We start from the raw sequence: 24,093 nt of genomic DNA on the forward strand, positions 1-24,093 counted from the left end.
TCTCTTGTTAATTTATGAACAACGAAAACTGGGACGACATTCGATACGCGCTGGCGGTAAGCAAATACGGCTCACTTAATGCAGCCGCAACGGTCATGGGCGTCACGCACGCCACAGTCTTGCGCAGAGTGGCCGCTTTCGAAGAGCGCAATGGCTGCCGGATTTTTCAAAAAAACCCGTCAGGATATTCCGTTCTGCCCGAAGCTAGTGCGATCTTTTCTGCAATGGAAAGCGTCGAAGACGCAGTGCTGTCGGTGGAGCGAGCGGTTGTCGGGGCAAACCGGTCTCCTATAGGTCACGTGCGAATTACGTCTACCGATAGTCTTTGTCAGATTGTTCTCCCTAGAATACTCAACGAAATCTCACGCCTTTACCCAGGTTTGAACCTGACTCTGCTAAGCCAGAACAGCCACCATGATCTTTCCCGACTGACAGCAGACATTGCTGTGCGCCCTTCGATAAAGCTCGGGGAAGGGCTGATCGGGGAGCGTGCAGGAACGCTGTCCTTCGGTGTCTTTGACGATGGTAGCCCCAATCGCAGGTGGATGAGGCTAGACGGGGCGTTGAGTCGTTCACTTCCTGCCAAATGGCTGGCGCAGAATGTAAGCGCCGACGAAATGACCAATGGAGCAGACAGTTTTCTGGTGCTACAGCAGATGGCGGCCTCGGGAGCTGGTAAAACCTTTCTGCCGTCATTTTTTGGCGACGTGGATACCCGCCTTAAACGGTCACAGGACGTGAATCCTAAGATCGAGGTTCCGCTGTGGGTCGCAACGTTAGAAGAAATCTCGAAAACTCCAAGGTTTGCTGTAGTTCAGAAGGCACTAGTCGAACGCATATCGGAAGCGCTAGCTAAGTGATTTTGGGCAACTGAGACTTTCGAGTTCCTAAATTTTTGACTTTCCAAGTTTGCAAAGCCCAGTCGGAAACGTTCGCATTAGGCTACTCCAATCAACTATGATTGCTACGGAGAACGGCAAAACTGAGCCCAAACTGCACACGAGAAGAATCTAAGGCGATCCGGCTTGAATTGATCGATTCACAAGTTTCTAATCTTCGGGAATTTGGGAGATTTGCGAGAATGAGTATCCTCCGCAGTTTTGCCGCGTCACGGGGCGCAACAGTCTTTCAACCAGGTCAAGCATGTCCAGGCTTCATCATTCTGTCAGAGGGATCAATTCGTGTAACGCTTACAGGCCCGAGCGGACGCGAAGTGGTCCTTTATCGTGTCACGCCGGGCGATGTATGCCTCCAGACTTTGTCATGCCTGATAAAGGACGAGGCCTACGGCGCCGAAGGTGTTGCAGAGACCGACCTGACCGGGCAACTCGTGCTAGCGCACGAGTTTCGAAAAAAGCTCGCCGAGGACGCTGAGTTCCGAGATATGATTATGTTGTCCGTTTCCTCGCGGTTTTCGGAGTACCAGCAGTTGATTGAAGATGTGGCGCTTACGAACTTCGATGCGCGGCTCGCCAAGGCGTTGATAAGGCTTGCCTCTTCAGACAGCAGGGTGAAGGCAACCCACTCCGAACTCGCAAGCGAAACAGCCTCAGGTCGCGCCTACGTTACTCGCAGATTGGCGGCGTTCGCAAAGAAAGGCTGGGTAAAGCAGCATGAGGACGGCATCGCCATACTTGATCGCAAGGAACTGGAACATGTTGCCGCAAGTTAACGGTGACTCTGTCACCGTCTGTCGACGACGCAAAAGGTTAGAATTGGGCATCAATCAACCAAGGAGGATTTAATGATGTCCAGAAATGAAGGAACACTTGATCGCTCACTGCGTATCATTCTCGGCCTTGTGCTGCTGTCTTTGATCTTTGTCGGTCCTCAGACGATGTGGGGGCTTATTGGCATCATCCCACTCATCACAGGTCTATTTGGCGTTTGCCCGATCTACTCCGCTCTAGGGATCAAAACGTGCAGCGTGAAAACGAACTAATGGAAGCTGCATATCTCGGTATTGGGGGCGATGTCACGCCCTCATAGATTCTCAAGTTGAAGCCCAGTTCACCTTGGCGTTGTCGATCCCAACTGGACTGAGGGCGATCTCAGAATCTTGCGAACCTCGTAAGTCCGCTTCGTCCCGCGAAGCCACATTCGCAGGGTCTTGTTTTGAATGTCCGCTTCGGGCTGCGAACAGTCATAGGCGCGGGAAGCAGCGAAGGTCGAATGCGAGCCCAAAGTGCCGGATGCTGCGGTTCGCACAAATGTCCGAAACGCGCTTTGAAGCGGCTATTAAACTTTGCTTTGTAGTCTTTCCAGTAATGGATGCTGACGATTGTGTCGTATTTTCACTTGATTACAGAGACGCGTGTGTAGCTTGTGTTCATTGATTGTTGTGCTGGTGCAAACTTCAGCTAGGCTGACCAGCGTCGCTCGTTGACGCTCATCCACTACCGCTCCTTAATCGTCGGCGTGGCCTGCGTCGCCATCAATTGCCATTGGGTGTCGGCGGCTGAGGCAAAGCTTGCTCGATCAATGCCGAAGTCCGGATCATCCTTGTTGCAAATAGTGGGCTGTTGTTCACCTAGGGCAGCGGTTCGTCGCGCAGCGCGAAATTCGGCACCAAGTCCGAGGCACACCCAGCGTTAACTGCAGTGTCAGGTTGATCGAAGAAAGCGCCAGCTACATCTCTTGCACATTGCGAGAACAAGGTTGCACCGTGTCCTGTATTCGGGAAGCGCACGAACTGTGATCCGACCAGATTGTCGGCGGCCTGTTCCGACCAGGACGTCGCGGTCTGGATGTCGTTCGTTCCGGTGAAAACCATGGCAGGAAGGGACCCATCGCCGGTGACCGGTGCATGGAAGTCCTCTCCAAGGGTGCCAGTCGGAAACCCGTCACAGGCACCGAGCTCGTAGGCCATCGTGCGCGCCTCCCGCACTGTCAGCCCCGGGATGCGATAGCTTTCGATGCGCTCGCGGACGCGTTCCGCGCTGTTGAAGGGGACAGAGTCATTGCAGGTGAACATGCGCAGTGCGAAGGCCAGTTCGTGGAGCTGCTCGCTGAAGCGGTCCAGATTCCGCAGTCGGCGAAAGATCTCGGAAATGTCGTCCGGCGTCATTTGCCCCACGAGCGATGTCAGGATCTCTGCATCGATCCCGGAGAAGTGTCGGCCCACGAACTGCCCGAGTTCGACGGGCGTTGCGGGGCGCAGGGGCAACGCGACGCGGTCTGCTGCATAGGTGTCATCGAGTGTTGTGCTGTACGGAACATCCTCGAGCTCGCTGAGTGTACGCAGGAACACCGCCGCCAGTGACTCGTCGGCCTCGCTTGCCATGTCCTGGGCCTGCCGGGCCAGAGTCTCGGCGCTTTGCCGGAGTGCATCGCTTTGAGATACAAGTGCGTTGGCCCGATTGAGCATCAGGCGCGCCGGAATACTTGACACGTCTAGTTGAAATGCTGGCGGGGAAGCAGTTTCCGCTTCTGCATAACGCATGAGGGAAAGGGCTTCGAAGAGCGCAGGGTCGCCTTGCGCTAGGTCGTGGATCATGCGCGGCAGGTACCGAACCCGCCACTCACCACCCGCTTGGTTGGCCGACGAAAGGATCAACTGTTCCAGGCTCGCTGCTGTGACCGGTAATCCGCTCTCGGTGGTCAATGGCTGTGCGGAAAGGGCCGTGAATACTCCGTTGAGCGTTTCAACGAGATCGGGATAAGCCTCGGCGCAGGTTGGATCGGAAAGACACATCCCGTAGATGCCGAGGAACGCTTCCTCATTGGTTTCGGGAAGTCGCTCGCGCCAGGCCACATCTGTCGGCAGCACAGAGTCGAGGAGGATCGCGCGCAGACCCGGCGGGTTCTGCCGCAGAACCTCCAGCCCAAGACGTGTGCCGTAGGAATGACCGTAGAGGTTGAAACTGTCGAACCCCAGCGCCTCGGCCACGTGGACGACATCGCGGGCATTGGTGACCGTGTTGTACTGCGACAGGTCCACGCCTTGTTCATTAAGGTGAGCCGCGCACAGGGGGATAAGGTACTCGCCAGCCGCGGCGCCCGGGTTCATCCCCGATGCTTCGGCAATTTCTCCGGCGGCGGCGAAGGCCGCATCGCTGTTGGCTGCGAAAACCTCGTTGCACTCGATCTCCCCCGGGGAGAAGCCCGATCCGCGCTGATCGAAGACAACGATATCGCGTCGGGCGCGCAAGGTTGCCAGTCGTTCCGCGAGCGTGTTCGTCAAACTGGCCAGTTCACCGCCGCCGGGTCCACCATGCAGGTAGATGATCGGATCGGCTGCGGGTGACAGGCTGGTCGACCGCAAAACTCCGTACATCAACTCGATCTGACTGCCGTCCGGGTTATCATAGTCGGCGGGCACGCGAACGATGCCGCAATCGAAGGTTTCGCCTTCAATCTCGGTCACAGTCTGGGTGATGACGTCCGGGCAGGGAACGGGCTCTGGGCGCACCGACGACGTTTGCGCGTTGGCCGCGCCATGGCAGCAGACCTCAGCCATCAGAGCGATAAGTGTAATCGTCGCCCCACGGCGAAACGAACCGCTACAAAGTACAACCAAACTATTGGTTGAATGACCACTCCATTTAAGGATGCCTTGCGAGATGTTTACAAGTTGAAACAAGTAACTCTTATTCCTGCGTTATACGCTAAGCGGTTGGTGGCTTTGCGCAGCCTAGACTGGTCACCTCATTGACTCCCCTAATTTGCAGTAAAGCAATTTCGCAGTTTTTTTTCGCTACTGTTCACTCCCAAGGAAGCTCTCGGGCAATGCCTTTTCGCAAATGAAGGAGCCGGATCCCCGTGCGCCCTCAACCTTTATGGGAGCTTCCCGAGCGTTCACCACCATGAAGACGCCCTCCATGCCATACACGGCCTGGCCACTGGTAAGGTCGGCTTGATAACGCAGCCGAAGCACATTTGTGGTGACGGCCGCGCGAACGGTCGCGTGAGCCATGCAGACACCGTCGACGCAAGCCCAGACATCTTCACTCGTGAAATCTTCCTCGCTCAGGAACAGGGCTACGTTTGCCGCGTCGTCAGCGTCCCGCACCGCGAGGCGCATGGGCTCGACACGAGTGGCGCTATTGTCATCCTCGGTCCATGCAATAGCACCGGTGCAGGTCGTGAAGGGGCCTCCGAGTGCGTCTTCTATCAACTCGTTGCCCGATGCAGTCGTCGCCAGAGTTGTCGCCGCGAAGAGTGCGCCGATACGCAGGGGGGAAAACAATGATTTCATTTCGTACTCACTCTCTCAGATTCTAAAGAACCTTGGCGCAATTATCTTCGCCGCCAACGACCTCGCCAGGTGCGTCAGTGTCAAAGATCGCTGCCGCATTCGCCGCAGTTTGCGTCAGGCTCTGATCGATTTCTTGGCGCGTCAGTGGCCCCTTGTCTTCGGTTGCCTGTACTGTCATGCAGATGCCCGCCGATGCCCCTGTCGCGATACCGATCCCGGCCGCCGTGCCGCCGATCAGCGATCCATCGAAAATCGCGCCACCGATAAAGCCGATGATCAAGCCAACAATTCCAATAATCACCTTACCCAAATCTTCTCTCCCTGCTAGAACGCGACGGCTTTCAGGGCCAAACCAAGTTAAGGATGAACACGGCCGCACCTATTCCGAAGAACAGCGGCCAACTCCATCTTGGGCCACCCTCCTTGTGCGGCACGTAGAGACCAGCTTTGTGCATGCCGATCATCACGACAAATATGAGAACTCCCGTTAAGAGCGCATGTGCAAGATCAAAGTGCATCTGACCCTCCCTTGTCTGGTTTTGTTTTTTGAGCTTTGTCGCTTCTAAAGTAGCGACAAAGCAATGTCAGGATAAGAATATTGAGCAGCGGCACAAAGGCCGCCAGCGACGGCAACAAAACGTCCGGAACGCCATCTGACCACAGGAGCCATGGCAAACCTAACGGCAACAAGAAGATGCCTGAAAGCGGATCCTGCTCCTGACCGAAGAGTCCGAAGGTTCCGATCAGAAGCAACGCCAAGGCCACGAGGTACAATACCCCGACGATCCGAATGACCCAATTGCATAGCCCGGCCATCTATTCGTCAGTTCGCAAACTGAGAGAACGCCGTGAAAATGCCGTTGTCTTCCTCCCGGCACCCCCAGCTTTCACCATCGACCATCATGCCGACGAAAACACGATTATCCGGTCCGGCTGTGATCACCTCACGGATTGAAATAGTTGCATATGGTCGTCCGACCCTGATCTGTCGAGTGCACTCTTCAACCATGCCCGATGGTGCCACGATATCTTCGTTGCTCTGCGATATCTCAACGCATCCTGTTATGGACATGGCTATCGCAGACGCAACGAAGGCTCGCTTCGTCAGTTGCACGCAGGATAGTTGGCGCGATCCGCTTCCGTCACATCTACCGGGCACTCAGTGTTCCGATTTGCTTCCGAGATATCTGCTTCGGTTGTGAAGGACTGCTCTTCGGCGCATCCCGCCAAGGCAATGAGGACGAGAGAAGTGGCTAGGATTTTGTTCATGGGTTTTCCTTTCAGGATTTTGGGAACGGTGTTTGCCGGCTGAGTGACTCAGCAATCTCCGGCTGGAAGCATGGTCACATCGGAGTAGCGACCATCGGATGTGGTGATGCGAGCACAAGCGCCTGTGCTGCGATTGAACCAAAAGGCCGTGAGGCCATCTGTTCTGATCAACTCATAACCGAGATTCTGAATGCCCATCTCAGCTTGACCGGCGCGCGCGCCTTCGAAGGCCGTCAGATCCGATGAGCTTCCGACGGACGGTTGCCCGGTGGCAGGGCTGGAGGTGTCCGCGCATCCTGACAACGCCACGAGAGCGGCAGCGCCAAGCAGCTGTTTTGAGTACGAAGTCATTCTATCCCCTTCTTTTGTATATCAGATTTGTCGGCTAAGTCTTTTGGCAGAGAACCCCAGGTTTCAGAGGCAAGGTGAAGCGTCCGTCCTAGCAGGAAGCAGACCCGGTTCGCGACCGCCTTTCCGCTTGCAATTCAACGAGCGATTCTTGAATAGAGCTTTCTGTTTTGGCTGCATCGCTTGCTGTTGCATTGGTAGCGTCGTTCCACGCTGCAAGTGCGGTATTGGCCTCTGCTGTCCGCTGAGCGTCCCGGAGGAAAACCACGCGCTGCAATTGCGAAACATTGGAAGCCAGACCTCCTGAGGCCTCCGCCTCTTCCAACGCTTGTAGCGCACCAGGGAGGTTACAGGAAATTGCAAGCTCATTTGCGCGCTTCACCGCATCGCTATTGCCCATGCTGAGTTGTAGGGCGTTGCCCGTCGTGCAAGCGGAAAGCGCGATGGCCGCGGCGGAAACAGAAAGCAATCTGAGCGACGGCCAAAGGCCAATGCCTTTCTTTCGCATGTTTTGGCTCATTCAATTCCAAAGATCACATTGAAGGACTGAGCGCCGTTCGATGTATTGTAAACTTGGACGACATGATCTCCCGATTGCCACAACTGGCCCCGGTACTCCTGATCGGCGCTCATCTCGTCTAGCAAGACGGAGCCATCAGGATTGTAGATGACGTAGGTCATTCCTGGCCCATTCGCTGCGAGCCGGAAATAGAAAAACTGACCGTCGCGCGCGCCTAGAACATAGCGTCGGCTTTCCTGCGGTAACAGTGAGCCTGTCAGTTCCGCTCCCGAGGTTCCTGAAGCGAATGAGACGCGTTCTGTACCAGAACCGGAGGCCCCGGCCATCGCGCCGCCTCCGTCATCAGCAGCCTGCGCAACGGTCAGTTCGGCCACGACCCCGTCGTTCGAGACCAGACAGCGCCAGACGGTATTGCCCGCATCTTGGAACATGATCAGCGAGTTTGCTTCGGAATACTCCGAGGAGATGACGGTTCCGCTCTGGCCATCGGGACCACCGACACTGCGTATCTGGTCGATACAGCCATCTATAGCCGCTTGGCCGACATTCGCGGATGCAGGCCCACCAAGGGACAGCGCCAGAACGGCAGAGAAAGTCGTGACCAAAAGGGGCTTGTTCATTTTGTCGTCTCCTTAAACGCTGTTTTCGATACCGTTTCGGGTGCGTTGGCTCGCTGTTGTGTTGCGCCGCGTGGGGTCTTGGCGGCCTTCAGAAATGCAATATGTGCCACCATTTGCGGGATGACGAATCTTCGAAAAGCTTGCACAAGAAAGGGGAGCAGGATATCCAAAATTCGCTATGATTATCCAAAATCCGCAGTGTGCTAGTAATTTGCACGGCCCGACCGGAGACGGCGCCAACGCATTGATCGGGCTCGCACCTTCTGTGCTACGCAAGGCAGCCGACAATGCATTGCCAACTGCGGTCGGGAGCTTCAAGCTGAGTTCCTTCTACAAGGGCGATCGTTCAAATTTGACAAGGCGGCAGTTCTCAGGATCTGCTCCACTCCAACTGCATGACCCAGTCGATGGAGAGGCGGCGGTCGCGATCAGCGACATCGGCCTGATGAGCTTAGCCTACATCAGATCGACTGGGCATAACGTGGTCGTGCCAGAATACCGACGGCCCAACCTTCTTGTGTCGGTCACCGGCACTTTGTCGAGTAGTAACGGTCATATGCAGTTCAAGCGAAATAGCGAACCCTGGATCCTGTTCGGCCGCGGGAAGCGCGAGACGACTGTCATTTCTGAGCGGAACGCACCATACCAAGCCCTTGTACTGTCCATGCCGTCCAACTTCCTGGGCGACCGCCTGGACCGCGTGGAGGCGCGGGGCGGAATGATATGGGGTGACGCAAATAGTTCAGATGACTTGCATCTGGCCAAACTCACGGTTGCACTTGCAACGCAGGTCTCCGTTTCCACGGATCGGGAAATGGAAATGCACTTGGCGGATGCTTGGAAGACAGTGGTTCTTGCTCAGTTGAACCGCTGCCTCGACATGTGCTTCGGTCCGCGCAGACGCACTCACTCTACCATCGCGCGAGACCTGTCCAGTAGGCATGTCAAAAAGGCAGAGAAACTGATCTACGAACAACCCGATAAAATTGACACCCTCCGGGACATTGCGCTTCATGTTGGCGTTTCTGAACGAACATTGCAGGCCGCATTTCGCAAAGTTCGCGGGGCCACGCCGATGCAAGTGCTGGCCCAAGCTCGACTTCATCACGCTAGGCGAGCCCTAATTGACCCCGAAGGACCTGTCACAGTATCGGCTGTCTGTGCGATGTGTGGCATTGAGCATCACGGAAGGTTCAGCAGGCTCTACAGGCAGACCTTTGGCGAACTTCCTCGCACCACACTCCGATTGCGACGGAACAAATGACCGCTAGATATCTGGCTGTTTAGCTCGGGCAGTTTTCAGGAAGCGTGTTGCACGAATGAAGAGCAGAAAAACTGTCGGTTTGGTCTCTTGGTCACTTCGGCAATCGAGGTTGGTGAACAGAGTTTGTGAACCGTTGAAATGACCCTCCTTTGAAGAGTCAGCCCTCTGGACGTCGGTTTGATCGCCCTTGAAGGATCGGACCGATTGGCAAACTTATCCAATGGATTGGAAGTTTTACATATACACTCTGTTTGCGCTTCGCCCAGCAAGTCCACAAAGCAAGGTGGAGCAGACCTTTGTCATCGCCGCCCGAACGGCTGAAATGTCCGCGACTCGGACATAGCCGCATTTTTCGTCACCGTCCGCTCCTGCGCGAAACGGCCGTTCATGGTCGGAAAATTCAAATCTCGCTTGAAATGTCTGCTAACCGCACCTTATCAGTCACCTGAGCAAAAGACTCGGATGACAGGGTCGAGCCCAAAGCGGAAGTTCAAAAGAGCTTCTTAATGACCCTCAGTAGTCGGTGGACGCAGATGCTGGTATTTAGAGAATTGGATAGTTCTATGAGGTCATAGATGCAGCGATCATTTGCCTTAGTCTCAACACTTCTTTTTTCAATTTCCACGACGGCAGCTAGTGCAACGGAAGACATCCGCCTCGTTGTGCAAATCACAATTGATGGACTGCGCGGAGACTTGATTTCTCGTTATGAGGCCGCCTTCGGCGAAGCCGGCTTCAAAAGGCTTATGGAAAGCGGCGTCTGGTACACTGACGCTCATCATCGTCACGCCAACACCGAAACCATCGTTGGTCACGCGACCCTCGCTACTGGCGCCCATCCTTCCGAACATGGAATGATTGGTAATGCCTGGTTCAACAGGGCTGAAGAGCGATTGGGTTACAATATTGAAGATCCGGACTACCCGATGTTGCCAGTCCCTGGCTTCGGTGGAAACGTTGAACAAGTCGACCCGACGCAAGCCGCCGCTGCGACGTCGGGACGTTCTCCCGTTAACTTGTTGGCGACGACTTTCGGAGATGAACTGGTAAAAGCCAATGTTGGGCGATCAAAAGTTTTTTCCGTATCTGGTAAAGACCGTTCAGCGGTTGCAATGGCGGGACACTCTGGAAAGGCTTTTTGGTTGTCGACGGCCACAGGAGCGTTTGAAACAAGTGAATTTTACTACGACGCGTATCCTGATTGGGTTCTCGATTGGAACTCTAAGCGCCCCGCAGATGCGAAGATCGAAAGTGAGTGGTGGCCGGAGTGTTCAGACGCACCTTACATAATGGAAAGAATTGAACGCTCCTTCGTAACGAACCTTGGCACGTTCGGTCGCACTTTCCCGCATTTCTATGGGAAGCCGGACGACGGTCTCTACTACACACAGGTCTTGTTGTCGCCACATGGGGACCGGATCACGGCCAATTTCGCGAAAACTGTGGTCAAAGAGGAAGGGCTCGGTAATGACGAATGGCCCGACTACCTAAGCGTCAGTTTTTCAGGTGTAGACGCAACCAACCATTTCTTCGGACCATCCAGCCTAGAAAATGAAGAAATGGTGCGTTGTTTGGATGAGACACTGGCAGATTTCTTTGAGTTCATGGATCAAGAGGTTGGGCGTGCGAATGTGCTGTACGTGCTTTCCGCCGACCATGGCATGCCGGAAGCGCCAGAGGAGATGGCCGAGGCCGGGCTTTCGACATTCCGAAACTCCACCGAAGCATTGATGATAGATTTGAATTCGGTCATCGCCGATGAGTTCGGAGTGGAATCCGCAATACAGTTCTTTTTTCGTCCTTACGTATATCTGGACAATGCCGCGATTGAAGCGTCAGGCGCCGACAGGCGTGTTATCGAGCGACGCATCGTCGAAAACTTGATGGCTGCACCGGGCATTGAGCTTGCGATGCCAACTGAACCGTTTGCTGAACAACGAGGGCATACCCTTGAGGAGCACATTCGGCGAAACTATCACCCAACACGTTCTGGCGACATTTATGTTGTTCAGACACCTTATTCATTTCTCTTCGAGGAAGGTCCAATTGCCGTAATGCACGGTTCGCCTTGGCGCTACGACACGCATGTTCCAATCATTTTCGCGGGTCCAGGTATCAAACCAACTCGCGTCAGCCGTCCCGTTTCCACGGTGGACGTGGCCGTCACTCTGAGCACTATTTTAGGTATCAGCCAGCCAAGCAGTGCTGCGGGTGAAGCATTGAGCGAGATTGGCGTTACAGATCCATAAGCGGTCTTGTTTTTTTCGGATACCGGTCTGTTAAGCGTGTCGCTATGGTTGACTGTGATCTTTGGCCTAGGCTCCCGAGTTTGGCGAGATTTGGAGAACGACCTCAGCGAACGTCAGGTTTGTCCGCTGAGCAGTCGTTCAGATCTACTGCAGCGAAGGTCCGCATCGAGCTCAAAGCGGACAAGCACCAAATCTCATAATTTTCTCGCACCGGCGATAGCTTCAAACGTCGGTTAATTTTACCATAGTAGCAGGCTTGTTTTTTGCGCCTCGAAACCTTTTGGCGTCGGAAAAAGCGAGCGCATCCTGGCAACAAGTTCGATCTCACCATCCAGCATCTTTCGGACGGTGTTTAACCAGTTATTGAAAGTTTCAGATTCCCAATGATCCTGGACCGCGGCTTCGTTCCTGAACACTTCGTAGAAATAGAAACGATTTGGGTTTGTTTCATCCACCATAATATGAAACTGAAAGACTTCAGGTTCTTCACTGACAACATTTTGCGCTTGGAAGATGCTGGCGTCCAAAAAGGGCTGCCGATACTCAGGTTTTACGTTGATCACGAAGAACCCACCAAACATTGCATCTTCCATATTTGTCTCCTTCATTGATCTAAAAGCGGCGAATGTCGCAAATCACACCTGTCCTGCTGGATGGTGTTAATCTACAGCACTGCGATACCCATGAACCTAAGCGGGTATCCTTTCTTTATCTGCTTCACCCCATCCTAGCGCGCGAGCAAGTTCGTGTGACATTGTGATAAGTGTATGGCCAATCTTTTCTCGCTCGGAAGGTGTAAACACCCGAAGAGACGCCGTAGCGCCGATTGAAAGCGTCGCACCAACACCTGTCTTGGTCAGCGTTGTAGCGACAGAACTGATTCCGCGCTCGAGCTCTTCAACACATTCGGCATACCCTTTGGCTCGAATGACATCGAGTTCCGCGGCCAGATCCTTGGGGTCTGCAATCGTGCGATCTGTGTACTGCTTAAGCTGCCCATCCAATCGGTCTTGAGACAGCAGTTCAGGCGAAACGGCGGCGATTGCCTTGGCGCAAGAGCACGCGTGCATTGGTCGTTTGCCCATACCTGGATGAAGAAAAGACACGCCCGTCTGCGGTGTCTCCACATGAATAATCTCGACCCAATGGCCCCGTAGCCGAGACAAGAAAAACGCAGCGCCATAGTCATTCGCGGCGCTAGATAGGACAGGCGCAATCACTTGCAAAAGAGCGGGATCAGAGTGATCGCTCAACGTGATACGCTTTAGCCTATTCCCAATCGCGAACTCTCCGCGGGTTGGTGATTCAAGGAGGCCGGACGAAACAAGGTCTTGAACCAGCCTGTAGGCCGTCGGTTTAGGTATATCGGACTGAGCACAGATATCCGCTACGGACGCACGTCCTTTTTGACCCACGATTTCCAAAACCAGCGCTAATCGTTCGAGATGCATTTTTCTCACTTTATGATAACTAAGTTTTCGATATACGATACAATTTGGGGAATCAAGGGAGGAGCATACGATGGATGGACAATGCTGTGGACCGGGCTTCAAGAGTCCGCAAGAAGCCATCAAAGCCCCCCGCGAAAAGCTACTCTACACGATCGCCATCTACACCGGGACAGGGATCCAGAAACCTGATTACCTTGCTACAGTGGATGTCGACCCTGACAGCCCGACCTATTCTCAGGTAATCCATAGGCTGGAAATGCCGGGGATTGGGGACGAGCTTCACCACATGGGGTGGAACGCCTGTTCGTCCTGTCACGACGACGGCTCGATGTCCCGCAAATACCTGATCCTGCCGGGTGTACGCTCTAACAACCTTCACATCGTTGATACAGCCACTGACCCGCGTGCGCCGCGGTTGCATAAGGTCATCGACGGGGCCGAAATCAAGGCCAAGGCAGATTTATCGGGCCCGCATACGGTGCATTGTTTGGGCTCGGAAATCATCATTTCCTTCCTTGGAAATGCCAAGGGTGAGGCTCCTGGAGGCTATCTGCATCTCGACAAAGAGTTCAACATCGTCGGTCGCTGGGAAACCTCGATGGGCGAAATCAAATTCGGCTATGACTTCTGGTACCAACCACGCCACAACGTGATGGTCAGTTCCGAATGGGCTGCGCCCAATACCTTCATGCCAGGCTTCGATCTGGAAGAAGTGGGCCATCTGAAATATGGGCGGGAGCTGCATTTTTGGGATTTTGAAAAGCGCGAACCGGTCGAAAGCTTCTATTTGGGTGAAGACGGGCTGTTGCCACTGGAAGTCAAGTTCCACCATGACCCCGACAGCACGCATGGGTTCTGTGGCGCAGCTCTTTCGACCAATGTGATCCATTGGTGGCAAGACGATGCTAAAAAGTGGCGGTGGGAAAAGATCATCGACGTGGAAAACGAGATGCACCCCGAATGGCCGATCCCGTTGCCGGGGGTTATGTCGGCGATCCTGGTCTCGATGGACGACAAATACTTGTACCTGAACAATTGGCTGCATGGAGATATGCGCCAGTATGACATCACCGACCCGCATAATCCCAAGCTGACAGGCCAAGTGTTTATGGGGGGCCTTTTGGGTAAAGCTCCGATCGTTAACGGGGTCGAGGTCGCGGGTGGCCCGCAAATGTTCCAGCTCTCTCTCGACGGACGAAGGCTTTATGTCACGACCTCGCTGTTCTCGACTTGGGATAACCAGTTCTATCCCGATATCCGCGAAAAAGGCGGGGTTATGGTGATGATCGATTGCGACCCTGAAAACGGTGGTATGAAGATCAACGAGGATTTCATTGTGGACTTTGGCAAAGAACCGAATGGTCCATCGCGCTGTCACGAGAGCCGGTATCCGGGCGGTGATTGCACAAGCGACATCTGGCTATGACTATGTATACCGTGACGATCGCGAACAGAGATGGCGCGCAATACTGTGTGGATGCGCGGCGGCCACTTCTGGAAACGCTGAGAGAACAGGGCGTCGACTTGCCTTTTGGGTGCAAGTATGGCGGCTGCATTACCTGCGCGGCAAAACTACAGACTGGCGCGATCGATCAACGCCGACAGGTTGCGCTGAATAATCGGCAAATCGCGAACGGCTATGTGATCCTTTGCGTGGCACGTCCGACATCCGACATCACGCTTGAGATCGGGGTCGAGAGCCATGACAAGCTGTACCGCAATCCGTTTCTCGACCCTCTCAAACCCCACGAACTCAAGGCTGACATTGCGACGCCGAAGGAAGGTTAACCGATGCCCGAAGCAGATATCGACCGCATCTACGATTACGACCCCAAATACCTCGCCGACATCCTGCAGTCGGTTAAAACCATTGCAATGGTGGGGGCTAGCGCGGACAAAACGAAATTCAGCTATGGCGTTCTGCGACAGCTGAGTGAAATCGGCTATGATATTCTACCGGTGAATCCTAACCCGAATGTTTCGGAAATTAGAGGGCTCAAGGTCTACCACTCGCTGGAAGAGATCGACAAACATGTTGATATGGTAGACGTTTTTCGCCCGAAGGAAGAGTTTTATGCCTTTGCCGAGAAGGCTATCGCAATCGGGGCAAAAGTTCTTTGGGGTCAAATCGGTGTGTACGACGACAAAGCAGCGCAACTCGCTGAAGCGGCGGGCCTTAAAGTCGTGATGAACCGATGCCCCAAGATTGAACTCTTCCGCCCGTTTTGGAAGCCGCGCCTGGACCTAAAGATATGATGGAAATTCGATTGGTAGCTGCCTCCTCAACATCCAATAAGGGTGCCAATTGAGATATTGTGCTTACGGAAGAGAAGACAAATAATCCTGCCCGCTTTACGAAATCCGCATACTCTAAACCCAAGAATGGCCGTTTTGTATATAGAACCAACGGCCACCTTGTCCACGAACCAGATATTCAGGTTACATCCCAGCGCCGCGCAGCGGCGAACGGCAGCTTTGTGCGCTCTTCGGACCTCCGTCCCTCTTCCAGCCTCACTCGTGCAACGAGTATCTCCTTTGACGGGCCGCACCGCGGCGACAGAGGTCAAGGTCAAACGGCCGCTTTTGGTCGTCCTCGAAGGGCAGGGCGCCTTGTGATCACACATGCTGCACGGGCTCCCGTGTCTGTTGGGAGCCCAAAGCGATCGCGCTTTCTTGATGGGACCACTTTGCTCTAAATACCGGGCTGACAGTGCTCTCTCTGCAGGCTAGCTTCCAACAAGCGGGGAGAGAAACATGGAAAAGAGGCTTGCGGCTGTGCTTGCGGCTGATGTCGCTGGATACTCGGCGTTGATGGATCAGGATAGGGACAGAACACTCAAAGCGCTTAAGGCTTTCCGTGAGGATCATCTAATGCCCGCTTTGGCTATTCATGAAGGGCGATTGATCAAAAGCATGGGTGACGGCTGGATTGCTGAGTTTCGCTCCGCATCGGCTGCGACAGAATGCGCGATTGCTGTTCAGACGGCTGACCGACCACAGGAGATTCAAGTCCGCATCGGCATACATACAGGGGAAGTAGTTTCGGAAGGCGATGACATATTCGGTGACGGTATCAACATAGCTGCACGTCTCGAGGCATTAGCGGAACCGGGGCAGATATTGCTTTCAGACACAGCACACAACAGCCTAGACCGGAAAGCCGCCGCCTCGTTCTCTGGCGGTCGGAAGACTGAGTTGAAGAACATTGCACGCCCAGTTGGCGTGTGGCGGTGGCCTGTCGGTTCGACGGCTACAAGTGCAACTGTCAAATCTGAGAAACCCGGTATTGCTGTGCTGCCGTTTGACAATATGTCAGGCGACCCGGAACAAGAGTTTTTCGCTGATGGAATTACCGAGGACATCATAACAGAGTTGTCTCGTTTTCGTTGGTTGATGGTCGTAGCGCGAAACTCATCTTTTACTTTTAAAGGTAAGAGCACCGACATTCGCGAAGTTGGGCAGGCGCTCGGCGTGAGGTATGTGCTTGAGGGTTCGGTAAGGCGCGCAGGCCAGCGTCTTCGGATAACAGGACAGCTAATTGATGCAGAGAATGGCAGTCATCTTTGGGCCGATCGTTTCGATGGGATGCTGGACGATGTTTTTGACCTTCAAGATCAGGTCACGCAGGAAGTTGTTACGGCGATCGAACCGTCCGTTCGCCGTGCCGAGACAGTTCGCGCTCGGGCGAAACCGACAGAAAATCTCGACGCTTATGAACTTTATCTTCGGGCCCAGTCACATTTTCACCTGCTGACGGACGAAGACAACCGTGAGGCCATTCGCCTTACGCGTCTGGCGTTGGAGCGCGATCCTGATTATTCGTCGGCAGCTGGATTACTTGCGTGGTTGCATATCCAAAGGATGGTGCAAGGACTGAAACCGATTGACGAAGGGCCGAAGGCAGCTGTTGCTGCAGCAGAACGTGTATTGTTGAGCGATCGCGCAGATGGAATTGCGTTGGCCTACGCCGCACACTCGATCTCTATGCTTGCACAAGACTTGCCGCGAGCTCGCGCAGTTTTCAAACAAGCATTGGCCGAAAATCCAAACGCTGCGACCGTTCACATGCTCGCTAGCATCAATCTGAGTTTTCTCGACAGACCCGAAGAAGCCCTGGAACACGCGACACACTCAATCAATCTCAGTCCGAAAGATCCGATGCGGCACGCAGCCTATGTCGGGCAGGCCTCCGCATTTTTCCAACTTGGCCGCTATGCTGAAGCCGTTGAGGCCAATCGAAACGCCTTGGCCATTAGGGCGAAATTCGTGATTACGCATCTCATGCTCATCGCATCCTTGGCTCAAAACGGAGACCTAGAGTCAGCGAGGGCTGCGGTATCTGAACTGAAGGAGCTTCGTCCGGATCTAGACATTAAAGAACAAACGAGACTCCCCATTTTCTGCGTTCCCGAATGCTCGGAGCAATGGAGGGATGGATGGCTAAGAGCAGGCCTTCCAATCTGAGAAAACAAAATCAAGCAGGCTATGCAGTCCGGCGGCTTCGTCCGCAGAGCGGTCATTGCTGTACCGCACGGCGAACGACTGCTTCGAGCCCTGAGCGGTCGTAGGCGTTTGGACTAGGCGTAGAAGCTTACGATGTTTAGAATGGAAAACTTTTTCGGTTTTGGATAAACGCGAGTAAGCAGCGACAACTTTCTAAGTTATTGCTAGGGTCTCTTTGCAACGAGTGCCGTGAGCGCGAGTTAAAGGTTTGAGAGGGGCGCCGATGGTAGATCTGACTGAGTTTCTCGAGAGCTTGGCCCTTGGGCAGCATCTGAGTGTTTTCAACGATAACGATGTGGATTTCGAGACACTGCACCATCTGACTGATGATGATCTGATCTCGTTGGGCCTTTCCCTTGGTCACCGGCGAAAATTGAGTGCCGCGCTCAATTTCTTGGAAACGAACGAAACCTCTGAAAAAAAACAGCCAAGAACTGAGCAGGAAGACGTGCTGGCCGAACGGCGGCAATTGACCGTTATGTTCTGCGATTTAGTGGGGTCGACCAAACTGTCTGCCCAACTCGACCCGGAAGATCTCCGTCGCCTCATGCAGCAGTATCATCACGCAGTTTCCCAAACGATAGTCGATCATGGTGGCCATGTGGCCAAGTTGCTGGGCGACGGGGTCCTCGCCTACTTCGGGTTTCCGGACGCGAAAGAAAATGACAGTGAAAACGCTGTTCGGGCGGCGCGACATGTCGTCTCGAGTGTAAGCCAAGTCTCACCCGTCGGACCTGGCGCCCCGGACAGTATGGAAGTCAGAATTGGGATTGCAACAGGCACGGTCGTGATCGGTGATATGACGGGTGCGTCAGTGACTGATTTTGACTCGGTCGTCGGTGAGACACCCAATTTGGCGGCCCGCCTCCAAACCCTGGCCGACCCCGGTTCAATCGTCATCTCGGCAGAAACTCACGCGTTGGTCGGAGATGTCTTCGATTACGAAGCGTTGGGCGCGCAACAAATCTCCGGTTTTTCCGATCCTCTGCCCGCATGGCGCGTTTTACACGAGAAGACAGGCACCAACCGGTTCGATGTGCTGCGCGGCGCCGACATTACGGACTTGGTGGGCAGATCAGAGGAAGCCGACCTGCTTCGGCGCCGATGGGCTTCGGTGGAGCAGGGAACCGGTTCCGTTGTTTTCATTTCGGGAGAAGCTGGAATTGGCAAATCAAGGCTTCTCAAAAGCCTGCGACGCGAATTGTAAATGACGACATCACCCGACTGCAATTCCAGTGTTCGAATTTTCACAGGGGAACAGCTTTTGCGCCAGTTATCGGGTATTTTGAGCACGTGGCAGGGTTTGCCCACGACGACAACCCTGAAAGACGCTTGTCCAAGTTCAGGTCCGCGCTTAGTGAAAATCCAAACGAGATAATCGCGTCTCTCCTCCGTCTGAAAAACGCTCGTACGATGTCGGACATCGAACCTGATCCGGAATTGCGCCGGGAACGTGTTCTGGTTGAGCTAATGGAAATGGTTGAGTTGCGCAGCGCGAAGGGGCCCATGCTCATCGTGTTCGAAGATCTGCATTGGAGCGATGATTCAACACTGGAATTCGTCAATCGAGTTGTCGACGCCGCGTCCAGACTGCCGATTTTACTGGTCGTCACAGCACGTCCAGGTGTCGAAGTGGCTTGGACCAACGACCCGCATGTTTCATTCATGATGCTAAAGCGACTGGACCGGAAGGCGGTGCGAGCTCTTATTCAAGCGGTTACGCAAGGTCGTTCGTTGCCCGCCGGCGAGCAAGACCAGATCGCGCAACGTACGGACGGTGTGCCTTTATTTATTGAGGAATTGACGCGCTCGATACTTCATTCGGACTATCTGCGAGAGGATGGGAACCGCCTTGTGGTCGCGGGTGCCATCCCTCAGCAAGCAATTCCCATGACGTTGCAAGAGACACTGATGGCGCGGCTGGACAGATTGTCGCCTGTCAAAGACGTTGCACAGCTTGGCGCAGTCATTGGTCGTCGTTTCACAGCCGATCTTATTCTGGTTGCTTCTCAAGCCGATCAAGAAACACTTTTTTCGTCGCTAAGAACACTTGAACTGGAAGGGCTTCTGTCACGGCGCGGTTCGGGGCCAGAAGCCGTCTACGAATTTCGGCACGCTTTGATCCAGGAAGCCGCCTATGGGTCGCTTCTCAAGTCGCGACGGTCCGAGTTGCACGAGCGTATCGGACGCCATCTCATGGAACATGCCGAAAACAGTGATCCTGCGATGATCGCCTATCATTTGACGGAGGCTGGTCTGCGCCCGGAGGCGATCGATTTTTGGATCGCGGCGGGTGATCGATCCAATGAAACTGCTGGATTTGCCGAAGCACTTGAGAACTATTCGCGTGCTTTGGAACACTTGCGGGAGATTTCGGCGAGTGAAGCGCGTCACGCAAAGGAAATCGACGTCCTGCTTTCAATTGGACCGTGCCAGGTACAGGTGCTCGGCCCCGCCAGTGATGAAGTGTATGAAACTTACTTTACCGCCCTGCAGCTTGGCGATGATCACGGGGCGCCGGAGCAACGGTTCAAAGCACTCTGGGGTCTTTGGTTCTACTATTTCATGCTCGGCGCAGTGCCAAAGATGCACGACCTCGCAAATCGACTTATTCCACTGGCAAAGGAAATCGGAGACGAAGCGCTCGAATTGGAAGGTCACCACTGCGAGTGGGCTGCTCTGTCCTTGCTGGGCGATTTTGCCGGTGCGCTGACGTCCACGGAAAAAGGCATTGAGGCTTATGAAGAGGAAAAACATCATTGGATGACATTTCACTACGGTGGTCACGATCCGGGGCTTTGTGCCCGCAGTCTGAAGGCAGTGAACTTGTGTGTTTTAGGGTATCCGGATCGCGCCAAGGAGATTGCGGATAAAGCGATCGGGCAGGCAATTCGCCTGAACCACGGCTATTCCCTTCTCGAAACGCTCTTCTGTTCGTTGATCGTCATGATGCTCAGATCGGAGTATGATGCGATCAATTCACAAGCTGGTCGCCTTATCGCGTTGACGGATGCCGGACGTTTACCGCCGGAGGCACGCGATCTGGCAAGTGGTTTTGTCGGCTGGGTGGAAACCGAAACTGGCTCAGAAACCGAGGGCCTGGCTCGTATGGAAAGGTCGATTTCCGGATGGCAGGGTTTCTGGGGAGCTTGGTGTTTTCCGTTGGACGCCGCCTTTGCGTTGGCGCTCGCCCAAAAGGGCAATGCAGAGGCTGCGCTGCAGATCGTTGAGACTGCGTCCGAGATGGGTGGAAATACGGGTGGTCATTGGTGGGATGCGGAATTTAACCGGATCCGCGGAAACATTCTTCTTTGCAAAGACGCGTCGGAGCATCACGCCGCGAAGGAGTGCTTCGAGAGAGCCAAGGCAGCAGCCCAAGCGCGGCAAGCGCGGCTTTTCGAGCTGCGGGCGGCGGTGGATCTCACGAAGTTGCGCCTGCAGTCCGGGGATCTGCAAGCAGCGCGCGACCATCTGGAGCCAATCCTGACAAAGTTCACGGAGGGAAGAGATTTGCCGGATTTTCTCAGAGCGAGAGAAATTCTGGATCGATGCAATTTGGAGTAAGGAAGTTGCAAACACATTTCGGCTCATTCACCTCCGAATGAGCGACCGGTTTGTCCGCACAGCGGTCATTCATGCATTACGCGGCGAAAGACTGCTTTGAGCCCAAACGGGGCGCTCAATTTAGCTCTCAAATTTAGCACTTGCTCGGATGGCGCGCAGTTTCCAATACAACTCTCAGTACGCGGGCAATTTCCTGTTCGGGCGCTGCATAGATGCCATGTGATTTCTTGTTTCGCCCAATGAACAAGGTAAGCCCCTCAATAGCCGCAGTAACGTGAAGTGCAAGTGCATCGCAGTCGTCTTGTGGCCAGTCGGGACGGGTGGCTCCTATCAGCCCTGCAATCACCTGTCGCTCCAGCTCGTGGATTTTGTCCATCAGCTCGGCCGCAGCATCGTCATGCAATGAACGCGCCCAGAGTTGCGGGAAGAATGCAATCTCTGGTTGGCGCAAGTCCTGAACAAGGAGCGTTACCACCCGTTCGAGCGCAGCTTGCGGTGTTGTTTCGCTCATCTGCAGACACGTCAGGATGTCGTCAGCATAGTTCGCAAGCTGATCGCGAACGAGGCTGTCGAGGAGTTCTGACTTGGTCTTATAGTGATACGTCAGGTTGCCGACGCGCATATCCAAGGCGTTCGCCAGATTCCGCATCGTGTAGTCTTCTGCTCGGGTGCCGATGAAAAGCGCAAAGGCCGCATCAAGTATCCGCCGCTTGGTGCTGTCACCACTGGAAAGCCCGCGGGGTTCCTTTGCAACCGGGCGCTGCACGACCAAATCCTGTAGCAGGTGCGTTACCCTTTCGGGAATGTAGCTTTCAATCTTCTTGTCCATCGATCCAGTTCACTTTGCGTTTTGCAGGTGAGGAACATCACCATGGGCCTGTTTCAATTCTGACAGTGGTCGTAACGCAACATTGACACAGATCACACTGCTCGCCAAGATTAGGACGATAGTCCTAATGACACATGCGTGAGTCGATGACCTATGGGAAAGGTCGTTTCACGAATACTCGGACCAAGACGGGAGCACCCAAATGAGAAGTCCACTCAAACCAATCCTTATGTCGGTGGCAGCTTGTGTCCTTTGGGGCGGCTCATCTGTGGCCCAGACCACTGAGCAACCCAATGTCGTATTGATGATGGTCGACAACCTCGGCTGGGGCGAGTTGGGCGTCTACGGCGGCGGAGAGCTAAGGGGGGCCGCGACCCCTCGGCTTGATGCGCTGGCCGCAGAGGGGATGCGACTGCTGAACTTCAATGTCGAGCCGCAATGCACACCCAGTCGCTCGGCCTTGATGACAGGTCGCCGTCCGATCCGCTCTGCGACCACGAGAGTGGTTTGGGGCGTGCCCTACGGCATGGTCGGATGGGAAGTGACCATGGCCGAGTTGTTCTCGGATGCTGGCTACGCCACGGGCATGTTCGGCAAATGGCACCTCGGTGATTTGCCCGGTCGTTTCCCGACCGATCAGGGGTTCGACGAATGGTATGGCGTTGCAAACACAACGGATGAATCTGAGTATTCGTCGCAGTTCCAGTTTGATGCCGCCGTCAGCGAGCAGCCGATGATCCAAGAGGCCAAGCGAGGTGAAATCCCTCGCGATGTCAAAGCCTACACAATTGAAACAAGACGTGAAATCGACAGTGAGTTGACGGAACGAGCCATCGATTTCATGGAGCGGTCTGTTTCCGCGGATGTACCGTTCTTCGCGTTCGTACCCTTTACACAACCGCACCTGCCTACATTGCCGAACCCTGACTTCGACGGGATCACAGGCAACGGCCATTATGCAGATGTGCTGGCCGAGATTGACTTCCGCACAGGGCAAGTCCTCGATGCAATCAGCGACCTTGGCGTTGAAGACAATACCATCGTCATCTGGCTGAGCGACAACGGGCCTGAGTACTTCCAACCTTGGCATGGTACGGCTGGACCATGGCGCGGCAACTATTTCACCGCATGGGAAGGGTCGCTGCGCGTTCCATTCCTCATGCGGTGGCCGGGTCGCATCGAAGCAGGTACTACAAGCAATGAAATTGTGCATCTGGTGGACATGCTGCCAACACTGGGCCGCGTCGCGGGCTACGATGTTCCGGATGATCGGATCATCGACGGTGTAGACCAGCTTGATTTCTTTCTGGGGGAGCAGGACACCTCGAACCGGGAAGGCTTCATAATCTACAACAACGACGACGTGTACGGCTACAAGTGGCGAAACTGGAAGCTTCATCTGATTGAGTTGGAGAACATGAACAGCGAGCCGCGTCCACTCAATGTGCCTCGAGTCTTCAACCTCATCACTGACCCGAAAGAGGAATACGAGATACAGTCCGAAGCCACATGGATTCTACCCGTAATCTTCGAGAAGATCGTGGAGTTCGAGAAGACCCTTATTGAGGAACCGCCGGTGCCGTTTGGGGTCCTAGAACCCTACGAGCCGCCGAACTGACCATAAGGGCCGTCCGTCAGTTTGTGTACTCACGCGACTGGCGGCAAAGTCCGCGAAGCAGACTTTCAAGAAGTAAACCGTGGCGACCAAACGCTTTGAGACCGGAGCCGGCTGACACAAGCCCAGCCGACGCGGGTATCAGGCGACTCAAGTGGCTTAAATGCCCTCTATCACGCGCATATCCCGCATGACACCCAGGCGCGGTAATATCGCTTGATATGTTGGGTCTTCGTAGGCACGAATTGCAGCGTCTGTGGAGTCGAACTCAATGATGATCGAACGTTCGTTCTGACCCGCCTCAAAGGTCTTAACCGGCATACCTCTTGCGATGAAACGCCCACCCAACGCTTCTATTGTTTGTTTTGCATTAGATGCATAGGCGGCCAAGTTTTCTTCGGTTGGCGGTGTCCTATAGCATACCACCAGATAACCTTTGCCCATAGTCTTTCCTCCAACTTGTATGCAAAATGAGCATTCTCAAAACGAAAAGTCAAAGGCAGCATCGTCCGCAAAGCAGAAGCAGTCCGCACGTAGGAGATTACAGACATGAAGAACCCAAAGCTCTACCTTGGTTCTCTATCTTCTCAAATTAGTTTTTTTCACCTTACCGGTGAGAATTTCGCCCTCATGTCAACTGGTAATCGGGCTAGAGTAGAGCGAC

Annotated in this window: 25 protein-coding genes; 12 read left to right on the plus strand and 13 right to left on the minus strand. The window is 54.3% G+C overall.

Annotation, left to right across the window (positions count from 1 at the left end):
* Positions 1–14: 14 nt before the first annotated feature.
* The 3 genes from I9187_RS09755 to I9187_RS09765 all read left to right on the plus strand — a co-directional run bounded on the left by I9187_RS09755 (position 15) and on the right by I9187_RS09765 (position 1,942).
* Positions 15–860 carry a LysR family transcriptional regulator gene (locus I9187_RS09755; RefSeq protein WP_171176295.1) on the plus strand — a complete coding sequence of 282 codons (846 nt, stop codon included), beginning with the start codon at positions 15–17 and terminating at the stop codon, positions 858–860.
* A 221-nt stretch (positions 861–1,081) separates the two neighbouring features.
* Positions 1,082–1,672 (plus strand): Crp/Fnr family transcriptional regulator, encoded by a 591-nt coding sequence (locus I9187_RS09760; RefSeq protein ID WP_171237980.1) that lies wholly within the window; start codon positions 1,082–1,084, stop codon positions 1,670–1,672.
* 75 nt (positions 1,673–1,747) lie between these two features.
* Positions 1,748–1,942, plus strand: a complete 195-nt coding sequence (locus I9187_RS09765; RefSeq protein ID WP_170702973.1) for a DUF2892 domain-containing protein — start codon at positions 1,748–1,750, stop codon at positions 1,940–1,942.
* Between the two features lie 588 nt (positions 1,943–2,530).
* Here I9187_RS09765 and I9187_RS09770 read toward each other — a convergent pair.
* From I9187_RS09770 to I9187_RS09810, 9 genes are all read right to left on the minus strand, one after another.
* Positions 2,531–4,582 carry an alpha/beta fold hydrolase gene (locus tag I9187_RS09770; protein WP_209509875.1) on the minus strand — a complete coding sequence of 684 codons (2,052 nt, stop codon included), beginning with the start codon at positions 4,580–4,582 and terminating at the stop codon, positions 2,531–2,533.
* A gap of 114 nt (positions 4,583–4,696) precedes the next feature.
* Positions 4,697–5,197, minus strand: a complete 501-nt coding sequence (locus I9187_RS09775) for a hypothetical protein (protein WP_171237978.1) — start codon at positions 5,195–5,197, stop codon at positions 4,697–4,699.
* Positions 5,198–5,219: 22 nt separating this feature from the next.
* The gene (locus tag I9187_RS09780; protein ID WP_171721268.1) at positions 5,220–5,507 is read right to left on the minus strand and encodes a hypothetical protein; all 288 of its coding nucleotides are present in this window, start codon (positions 5,505–5,507) and stop codon (positions 5,220–5,222) included.
* A gap of 197 nt (positions 5,508–5,704) precedes the next feature.
* Positions 5,705–6,013 carry a hypothetical protein gene (locus tag I9187_RS09785; protein WP_171237976.1) on the minus strand — a complete coding sequence of 103 codons (309 nt, stop codon included), beginning with the start codon at positions 6,011–6,013 and terminating at the stop codon, positions 5,705–5,707.
* A gap of 7 nt (positions 6,014–6,020) precedes the next feature.
* Positions 6,021–6,269 (minus strand): hypothetical protein, encoded by a 249-nt coding sequence (locus I9187_RS09790; RefSeq protein ID WP_170461186.1) that lies wholly within the window; start codon positions 6,267–6,269, stop codon positions 6,021–6,023.
* Positions 6,270–6,301: 32 nt separating this feature from the next.
* Positions 6,302–6,466, minus strand: a complete 165-nt coding sequence (locus I9187_RS09795; protein ID WP_170461188.1) for a hypothetical protein — start codon at positions 6,464–6,466, stop codon at positions 6,302–6,304.
* A 48-nt stretch (positions 6,467–6,514) separates the two neighbouring features.
* Entirely contained in the window at positions 6,515–6,817 is a 303-nt protein-coding gene (locus tag I9187_RS09800) for a hypothetical protein (RefSeq protein ID WP_171237975.1), read from the minus strand.
* Positions 6,818–6,905: 88 nt separating this feature from the next.
* Positions 6,906–7,322: a hypothetical protein gene (locus tag I9187_RS09805; RefSeq protein WP_171237974.1), complete on the minus strand. Its 417-nt coding sequence runs from the start codon at positions 7,320–7,322 to the stop codon at positions 6,906–6,908.
* Between the two features lie 8 nt (positions 7,323–7,330).
* On the minus strand, positions 7,331–7,954 hold the full coding sequence (locus tag I9187_RS09810; RefSeq protein ID WP_171237973.1) for a hypothetical protein: 624 nt from the start codon (positions 7,952–7,954) through the stop codon (positions 7,331–7,333).
* 178 nt (positions 7,955–8,132) lie between these two features.
* Between I9187_RS09810 and I9187_RS09815 the strand changes: the two genes are divergently transcribed.
* Together I9187_RS09815 and I9187_RS09820 are read left to right on the plus strand one after the other, a co-directional pair.
* The gene (locus I9187_RS09815; protein WP_171237972.1) at positions 8,133–9,218 is read left to right on the plus strand and encodes a helix-turn-helix domain-containing protein; all 1,086 of its coding nucleotides are present in this window, start codon (positions 8,133–8,135) and stop codon (positions 9,216–9,218) included.
* Between the two features lie 575 nt (positions 9,219–9,793).
* Entirely contained in the window at positions 9,794–11,467 is a 1,674-nt protein-coding gene (locus tag I9187_RS09820) for an alkaline phosphatase family protein (protein ID WP_171237171.1), read from the plus strand.
* A gap of 239 nt (positions 11,468–11,706) precedes the next feature.
* Here I9187_RS09820 and I9187_RS09825 read toward each other — a convergent pair whose 3' ends face one another.
* Both I9187_RS09825 and I9187_RS09830 read right to left on the minus strand, forming a co-directional pair.
* Complete coding sequence (locus I9187_RS09825) at positions 11,707–12,060, minus strand: antibiotic biosynthesis monooxygenase (protein ID WP_170789612.1); 354 nt, start codon at positions 12,058–12,060, stop codon at positions 11,707–11,709.
* A 96-nt stretch (positions 12,061–12,156) separates the two neighbouring features.
* On the minus strand, positions 12,157–12,918 hold the full coding sequence (locus I9187_RS09830; protein ID WP_171181690.1) for an IclR family transcriptional regulator C-terminal domain-containing protein: 762 nt from the start codon (positions 12,916–12,918) through the stop codon (positions 12,157–12,159).
* Positions 12,919–12,988: 70 nt separating this feature from the next.
* Between I9187_RS09830 and I9187_RS09835 the strand changes: the two genes are divergently transcribed.
* From I9187_RS09835 to I9187_RS09860, 6 genes are all read left to right on the plus strand, one after another.
* Positions 12,989–14,344 carry a selenium-binding family protein gene (locus tag I9187_RS09835; protein WP_171181688.1) on the plus strand — a complete coding sequence of 452 codons (1,356 nt, stop codon included), beginning with the start codon at positions 12,989–12,991 and terminating at the stop codon, positions 14,342–14,344.
* A complete protein-coding gene (locus I9187_RS09840; protein WP_010437915.1) occupies positions 14,341–14,706 on the plus strand; it encodes a 2Fe-2S iron-sulfur cluster-binding protein in 366 nt (121 codons plus the stop codon). Before I9187_RS09835 ends, I9187_RS09840 begins: the two co-directional genes overlap by 4 nt.
* A 3-nt stretch (positions 14,707–14,709) precedes the next feature.
* Positions 14,710–15,174 (plus strand): CoA-binding protein, encoded by a 465-nt coding sequence (locus tag I9187_RS09845; protein ID WP_170754812.1) that lies wholly within the window; start codon positions 14,710–14,712, stop codon positions 15,172–15,174.
* 498 nt (positions 15,175–15,672) lie between these two features.
* A complete protein-coding gene (locus I9187_RS09850) occupies positions 15,673–17,382 on the plus strand; it encodes an adenylate/guanylate cyclase domain-containing protein (RefSeq protein ID WP_209940153.1) in 1,710 nt (569 codons plus the stop codon).
* Positions 17,383–17,644: 262 nt separating this feature from the next.
* The gene (locus tag I9187_RS09855) at positions 17,645–18,628 is read left to right on the plus strand and encodes an adenylate/guanylate cyclase domain-containing protein (protein ID WP_209940154.1); all 984 of its coding nucleotides are present in this window, start codon (positions 17,645–17,647) and stop codon (positions 18,626–18,628) included.
* Positions 18,629–18,834: 206 nt separating this feature from the next.
* Positions 18,835–20,985: a hypothetical protein gene (locus I9187_RS09860; RefSeq protein ID WP_209940155.1), complete on the plus strand. Its 2,151-nt coding sequence runs from the start codon at positions 18,835–18,837 to the stop codon at positions 20,983–20,985.
* Between the two features lie 133 nt (positions 20,986–21,118).
* Here the strand turns inward: I9187_RS09860 and I9187_RS09865 are convergent, their stop codons facing one another.
* Entirely contained in the window at positions 21,119–21,814 is a 696-nt protein-coding gene (locus I9187_RS09865; protein WP_171237971.1) for a TetR/AcrR family transcriptional regulator, read from the minus strand.
* Positions 21,815–22,016: 202 nt separating this feature from the next.
* On the opposite strand from I9187_RS09865, the gene I9187_RS09870 reads away from it, so the two are divergent.
* A complete protein-coding gene (locus tag I9187_RS09870) occupies positions 22,017–23,432 on the plus strand; it encodes an arylsulfatase (protein ID WP_209940156.1) in 1,416 nt (471 codons plus the stop codon).
* 156 nt (positions 23,433–23,588) lie between these two features.
* Here I9187_RS09870 and I9187_RS09875 read toward each other — a convergent pair whose 3' ends face one another.
* Positions 23,589–23,873, minus strand: a complete 285-nt coding sequence (locus tag I9187_RS09875) for a DUF1330 domain-containing protein (protein WP_171237970.1) — start codon at positions 23,871–23,873, stop codon at positions 23,589–23,591.
* Positions 23,874–24,093 lie beyond the last annotated feature (220 nt).

Source organism: Ruegeria sp. HKCCE4148 (assembly GCF_017872495.1).
GTDB lineage: Bacteria > Pseudomonadota > Alphaproteobacteria > Rhodobacterales > Rhodobacteraceae > Ruegeria.